This window comes from Dendronalium phyllosphericum CENA369, assembly GCF_016056275.1.
Lineage (GTDB): Bacteria > Cyanobacteriota > Cyanobacteriia > Cyanobacteriales > Nostocaceae > Dendronalium > Dendronalium phyllosphericum.
Map to the genome: position 1 here is coordinate 1 of NZ_JAECZA010000144.1, position 6,310 is coordinate 6,310.

Here is a 6,310-nt window from a genome sequence, read left to right on the forward strand (position 1 = left end):
CCCTTATGTCAACACTGAACTATTTAATCAGGTTTTAGCTGATTTTGCCTCGGAATTTGAGTTAGGCGTTAATAAACGCATTCTTTTAGCTATTGACCGAGCTGGATGGCATACCAGCAAGAATTTAAAGATTCCAGAAGGACTGCATTTAACATTTTTACCATCTCATTCACCCGAATTACAACCGGCAGAAAGATTGTGGACTTTGGTTGATGAACCAATTGCCAATAAAACATTTGAGACACTTGATGATTTGGAGGAAATTTTATTTCATCGCTGTCAATCTTTGCTTCAACAGCAAGATTTGATTCAAGGGTTAACTGGTTTTCACTGGTGGATTAAAATTGGGGCTTAATCGTAAGTGATTTACCGAACATGATATCATACCAATTTCCGAAAAGAATGCGACAAATGGGTAGATGCGTAGGTTGGGTTGTAGCTTGGTTCCCGTAGTGTACGCAACCAAACCTAATCAAGGTCTTGGAGGTTGGGTTTCGTTCCTCAACCCAATCTACATCTGGCAGTCAATATTTTAGGTAAAGATAAGCGCGTCAAACTGAAAATGAAAAATAAACAGTTTTTGGCTGCAATGGATGATAAATATTTAGCAAGAGTTTTAGCATTGGCTTAAACCAGTATGTCAAAACTATAAATTAATATTTTCTGTTAAAGTTTAGCTTTGTATGCAAACATGGTTAAAACTTTCCAATAAATCAGGAGTTTGGCTATTAAAAAAGAGCGAACTATATGAAGATAATATAAGTTATAAATTTGAAATATTGTTGATTTAGTTTGCTGATTAATTTTATTATTTTTTACAGTTATATATGTCATGGGGAAACTTGATTGAGTTTTTATTATAGCCGTCGCCAGTAGTGTTAGGACATCAACAGACGATCAAACCTAGACACAAAAAGACTTTTCACCCAGTCACCAGTCACCAGTCCCCAGTCCCCAGCTATAGTAAATAAGATGCGTTTTCCCTGCTTGTAAAAGTGCCTCAGGGAATTAGACAGAAGTCGTATCTATTCTAATCAAAGTTGTTATTCAATATTAAATAGCTCAAATATTTTTCTTGCCTATGCTTGCCAGTTCAATTATTGATGCTAGCTTGAGCGCGCAGAATATAGCCTTTCGCCCCGGCGGATCATCGGTTTGTTTTGGTGTTTCGGTGATCAACCGCAGTAATCAATTTGCGTCGTTTCAACTTGAAATTAAAGCGGCGGGAGCAGGCGAGCAGAGTAACTGGTATCGCCTTTCTCCAGATGTATCTACAGCTAAATCACCCGGCGATCGCACTGATTTTCAAGTTGAGATTTTAGACTCTCCCATCCCTAATTTCGTCGGGATCGTCAATCTAACGGTGCGGGTTTTTTCGCCCCAGCTCTCTGAAGAACGACGATTAGTTCTGCGGTTAACGTTAGAACCTAGCGGCGAATTAAACCTACTACGGGTCGGACTACCTACCGAGCGGTTTCAAGTTTATCCTCGTAACATCGTGGATATTCCTGTAAATGTGAAGAATCTCGGCTCGCAGCCTTCACAAGTGCGCTTGCAGTGTACACAACTGGAGTCATCCTGGCTAGTTGGTAGCTCTGAACGGTATATAGAAGTTCCCGCTAATGGAGAGACAACCACAACTTTCCAATGTCAGCCCCCTAGAGCAGATCGAGTTCCAAGCCGCGATTATCGCTTTATTATAATTGCTAAAAGTCATGTAGGTTCTACCTTTGAAGCACAAGGGATTTTAGAAGTTCTGCCCGTTGGGTTCATGCAGTTTGAAGTCCAGCCTCAGCAACAGCGTATCCCAGCTAAAGCACCTTGGTTGCCGAATTGGCGATCGCGTAGTGCTACCTTCCAATTATTGTTTAAAAATAATAGTAATCTATTGCAAACCCTCGATCTAGAAGTCCGAGGTCAAGACGCAAAACGATGCCAAATTCAGGTTAGTCCAGAAAAACCCGTTTTGCCATTGGGAGAAATCACTTCTACAAACCTAATTATCTCTCCCCGTCGTCCCTGGATTGGCTGGTCGCAAAAACTCAAGTTTGAACTCAAGCCTTGGCTATCAGACCCAAGATTAGGGAGTAGCGATCCAGCAACCCAGATTTTGTTCTTAAAGGTTTTCCCGATCGTACCCCTATGGTTATTACTGGCATTGCTCTCGATCATTGCAGCCGTTGTATTTAGACCAACGCCTATCACTCATCTGGCTGGCGTTAATGCCGTGCGACTCAGTGGTACGAGTGGCAGATCGCCATTGGTAATGAGTGCCTCAGACGATTGTTCAATTAGGACTTGGGGCGTGACAGAATGGGGAACGCTAACCCCCCAGGGTAACTTGAGCAAGGAGACATTAGCCAAAACCTGCACCGACGCTCAACCTAAATCTTCCAAGGGACTTCTCGCCATTACTCAGCAAGCAATCCGATCGCTAGCATTAGTTCCGGTGAAAAATAATCAGGTCTTTGCAGGTCTAGAGAATGGAACCGTTCAAGTCTGGGATATCAATACTGGCAAAGGACTTTATACACTCAAAGACCCCAAAGACCAAACAAGCGATCGCATTCTGGATTTGATGTTTACTCGCAACTCTCTAACGCTATACGCTAGCTATGGCAGCGGAACTATTCGCAGTTGGCAAAGACCGGGAGATGTCCGTTTTGACTCAAAGCCTGCCAAGGTTTTGCAAGTACCCAATCGCTTCGCATATCAAGCTTGGTCTTTAGCACTCAGTCCAGATGAAAAGATGCTTGTGAGTGCCGGACAGTTTAAGCGGCTTGTCTTGTGGGATGTCGCAAACTCGCAACCTCGGCAGCTCAGGCTCTCAGAGAATGCTCAAAATCGTGGAGAAAATGACTTTTTCTGGGATGTCAACTTTGCACCCAATACTCCCATCCTAGCAGCCGCTGATTCTGATGGTTACGTTACTCTTTGGGACTTAAGTCGATGTCAGAAACCAGCGCCAAAGGGGTCGCCTAAAGAGCAGCTCCCTCAGCAAAGCTGCGAACAACGGGCGAGGTGGCAAGTCTCAAAAACATCGGTTCGCAGCATTTTATTTACTCCAGATCGACGATGGCTCGTGAGTGCAGGCGATGATGGTCAGATCCTGGCCTGGCGTTTGACTGCAAAGGTCACTCCCGATCCGACTCAAAAACCGAAGCGGATCGCAACCCTGCCCAGCAGGATTACTTCCTTAGACTTGATTGCTAATGAGCAGGGGGTTTGGATTGCCAGTGGCTGTGCTGATGCACGAGTTCGCCTCTATCGCTTTAACCCAGATGAATAAAGCGGAAGAACTGAGTTTAGGGACTTCCAGAAATTAAATTACTCAATTGTGAAATTCTTCCCCCCTGCTTCCCTTGCTTCCCCTGCTCCCCCTGCTCGCCAAAGCGATAGGATATTTTTTTAGAAATCCCTACCACCGCCATAGTACTCTGTCAACCAAAAAATGACAGGTGGAGGCAGGGGGAGAAGATTTTTTCTAGCTGCTATTAATCGAGCAAAGTTCACATGCCAGACTAATAGTCCTTTACTGAAGACGCTGTAGAGATGTTGAATCTTATAACACCACTCAAAGTTATACTGAATCCTCCCACCCGCCTAGAGGGTTTTCCAGGGGAGAGCGTTATTCTTAACATCAGTCTGATTAATCAAGGCGAGCAGGGAGCCGCAATTGATGTGTTTGTCGATCCTACGGCTCAGACCCTGTTGCCCTGGTGTCCATCTCCGAGAAAGCGGGTCACTCTTGACCCGCAACAAGCTTGCGAAGTCAGCCTAGTCTTTGATATTCCAAGAGACGCTCTACCAGGAAGTTATCCCTACACAGTAGTAGTAGATGCCCCAGAGCATTATCCAGAAGAGACTCCGATTCATTACCCAGGCTCTCTTGAAGTTCTAGTCAAAGAACAAACTGTTACACGGTCAGAAAAGCTTACCTTTTCAATTAGCCCAGCAACTAGTCCCACTCAGCCCTTACTAATTCAGCCCAACCAGCACCAGACGCTATCAGTAATCGTTAACAATCACTCCAATCGAGTGGATCGGTTTCGGCTCCATTGTCTTGACTTGGATAAAACGTGGTTCACAATTCGATATCCTGACAACGAACTGAGTGATTTAGGTGTCGTTTCCAGTACTGATGGTTTGGAGCTGAATCCTGGAAGCCAAGGCAAAATCATCATTGAGTTCCATTATCCACCAGATATGCCTGCTGGTCGCTATTCACCGACTCTACAGCTAATTTCTGATAATGCCCCAGAGCAGGTCTTTTTGGATCTGGTGTATTTAGAGGTAAAGCCAAAACTTCACCTGAGTGCTGAACTGGAGACTATTCTAGGAAAAGTCAGTCACAGTCCGGGGCAGTATCGACTCACGCTGACAAATCATGGAAATTCAATTCGAGAATTAGCCGTAAGTGCTAGCAGCCGCGATGAAACGGAGTCGTGCTCCTATGTGTGCAGTCCGTCTTCTGTGAATTTGTTGATTGGCGAAACAGCAACGATTAATCTAACCGTTTATCCCAAGCATAAATGGCGACGGCCTCTCTTTGGATATGGCTTAGAGCTACCGTTTCAAATCAATCTTCATGACCTTCAAGCATTACCGACACCAGAAAACTTACCGATGGGGTTGTTAGTCTGGAAAGCACGCCCTTGGTGGCAGTTTTTGCTGTTGCTGCTGGCAGGGGTTGGTGCATTGTCGGGACTCGGCTTTTTGATTTGGTTTATGTTCTTTAAACCCGTTCCCCCGCCAATCTTAGCAGAATTCAAACCGGATAGCGCTAGCTATACGGAGGGAGGCAGGGTACGTCTAAACTGGACGATCGCGAATTCAGATCGGCTCGAACAGCTGGTGATTTCTGCAACCAAAGATCGAATTGCGAGCAGTCCGCAAGTTTACAACTTTCGTCAAGGCGTACCGACAGAATTGAAGCGTTATTGCCAAATTAGCGATGGCGATCGCAATTTAACCTGTACCAATGTCGATACAGGTGCGCGACTAGCGGGAGCATACACCTTCCAACTTCAGATTAAGGCAAAATCAGCACAAGAGCTGATTCAGCAAAAACTGGATGTCGTAATTCAACCTCAGCCACTGCCGCAGGTATCAAGCATTGCAGCACGCCAGTCTCAACTAGAAAAAGGGAAACCCTTAACCCTGAGTTGGAAAATCGAGAACTTTAGTCAACTCAGTCAGCTTCAGGTTATCGGTCAACTCAAAGAGGGTAAACCAACGCTCCTCAAGACTTATGATTTTCAAAAACAAATTCCTTTGGAACTAACGAAGCAATGTCAACCTCCTGTCAACGAGACATTGAGTTGTTCCAACGTAGATATAGGGCTTCCGGCTAAACCAGGCGACTATGCCATTAGCCTTCAACCTGTATCTAGTGGAAGTCAAAAACAATCGCCACCCTCCAAAGCAATTCAAGTCCAGTTAAAGCCAACACCCCTGCGAGTTATCAACTTTACGCTCAATAATCAAAGTTCAGAGACGAATCCCTCAATATTCTTGAAAGTTGGACAAATTGTGACTCTCAACTGGCAGGTACAGGGGGATGGTGTCAAAGTTAAACTCGAACCTTTAGGTGATGTCCCAGCCAGCGGTTCTAGGACATTTAAAGCGACCACAAATCTCTCTGAAATTATCCTCACAGCTGAAACCGAACAAGGTCAATCGGTTAAACGTGCGTTTTTGCTCCAAGTTGATACGCCAAAACCACCTCCGAAGCCGACTAATATTAGTCCTCCAAGTACCAATCCTCCAAGAGGAATCCCTGTTTTGCCACCTCCGGCACAGAATAATCAGAGACCTCTATTATTACCTCCCTTGTCAATAAAGAGATTTAAATGATAATACTCACCCGACAAGGCAAAAGTAAAAAAAAGCCTAGAACCGCAAAGTTTGCTAGACAAGTAGTTTCTCAAGAGTTGTCAAATAAGCTTGAGGATTACGACGGAATCGAAGCTGTTCAATACGAGTAAGTTGATGTTGGCGTAAATCAGAGTGTAATTGTTGCCAAGTCTGAACACAAACTTGTGCTAAATCTTGAGATGTAAAAGAATGAATTGCAGTAGCAATGGCTGAAGCTAATTGGACTGTGCCTCGAATTACAACTGATGAAGAAGCGACTTGACGACCAGTACAACGACGTTGATGATGTCGCAAAACACCAAAAGCTTGTTCAAGATCATTATTAGTTCGAGGTAAACCTTGAACATCGTAACAATGAAAAAGTCCAGACCAATAACTACGAGTAATCTTTAAGAAATGAGAAATACCTGGCTCTAAAGTACCTGCTTCATAT

At 44.3% G+C, this 6,310-nt stretch carries 4 protein-coding genes and 1 pseudogene; 4 read left to right on the forward strand and 1 reads right to left on the reverse strand.

Annotated features, from left to right (window positions below; all coding sequences use genetic code 11):
- The 4 genes from I8752_RS20950 to I8752_RS20965 all read left to right on the forward strand — a co-directional run.
- Positions 1-355 (forward strand): transposase (locus I8752_RS20950; RefSeq protein WP_214434220.1); only part of this gene is annotated, 355 nt, incomplete at its 5' end.
- A gap of 132 nt (positions 356-487) precedes the next feature.
- Positions 488-631 (forward strand): hypothetical protein, encoded by a 144-nt coding sequence (locus I8752_RS20955; protein ID WP_214434221.1) that lies wholly within the window; start codon positions 488-490, stop codon positions 629-631.
- A 450-nt stretch (positions 632-1,081) separates the two neighbouring features.
- Entirely contained in the window at positions 1,082-3,289 is a 2,208-nt protein-coding gene (locus I8752_RS20960) for a WD40 repeat domain-containing protein (protein ID WP_214434222.1), read from the forward strand.
- A 263-nt stretch (positions 3,290-3,552) separates the two neighbouring features.
- Positions 3,553-5,856: a COG1470 family protein gene (locus I8752_RS20965; RefSeq protein ID WP_214434223.1), complete on the forward strand. Its 2,304-nt coding sequence runs from the start codon at positions 3,553-3,555 to the stop codon at positions 5,854-5,856.
- Between the two features lie 54 nt (positions 5,857-5,910).
- On the opposite strand, the pseudogene I8752_RS20970 reads toward I8752_RS20965, so the two are convergent.
- Positions 5,911-6,310: pseudogene (locus I8752_RS20970) on the reverse strand (ISNCY family transposase); the annotation flags it as partial.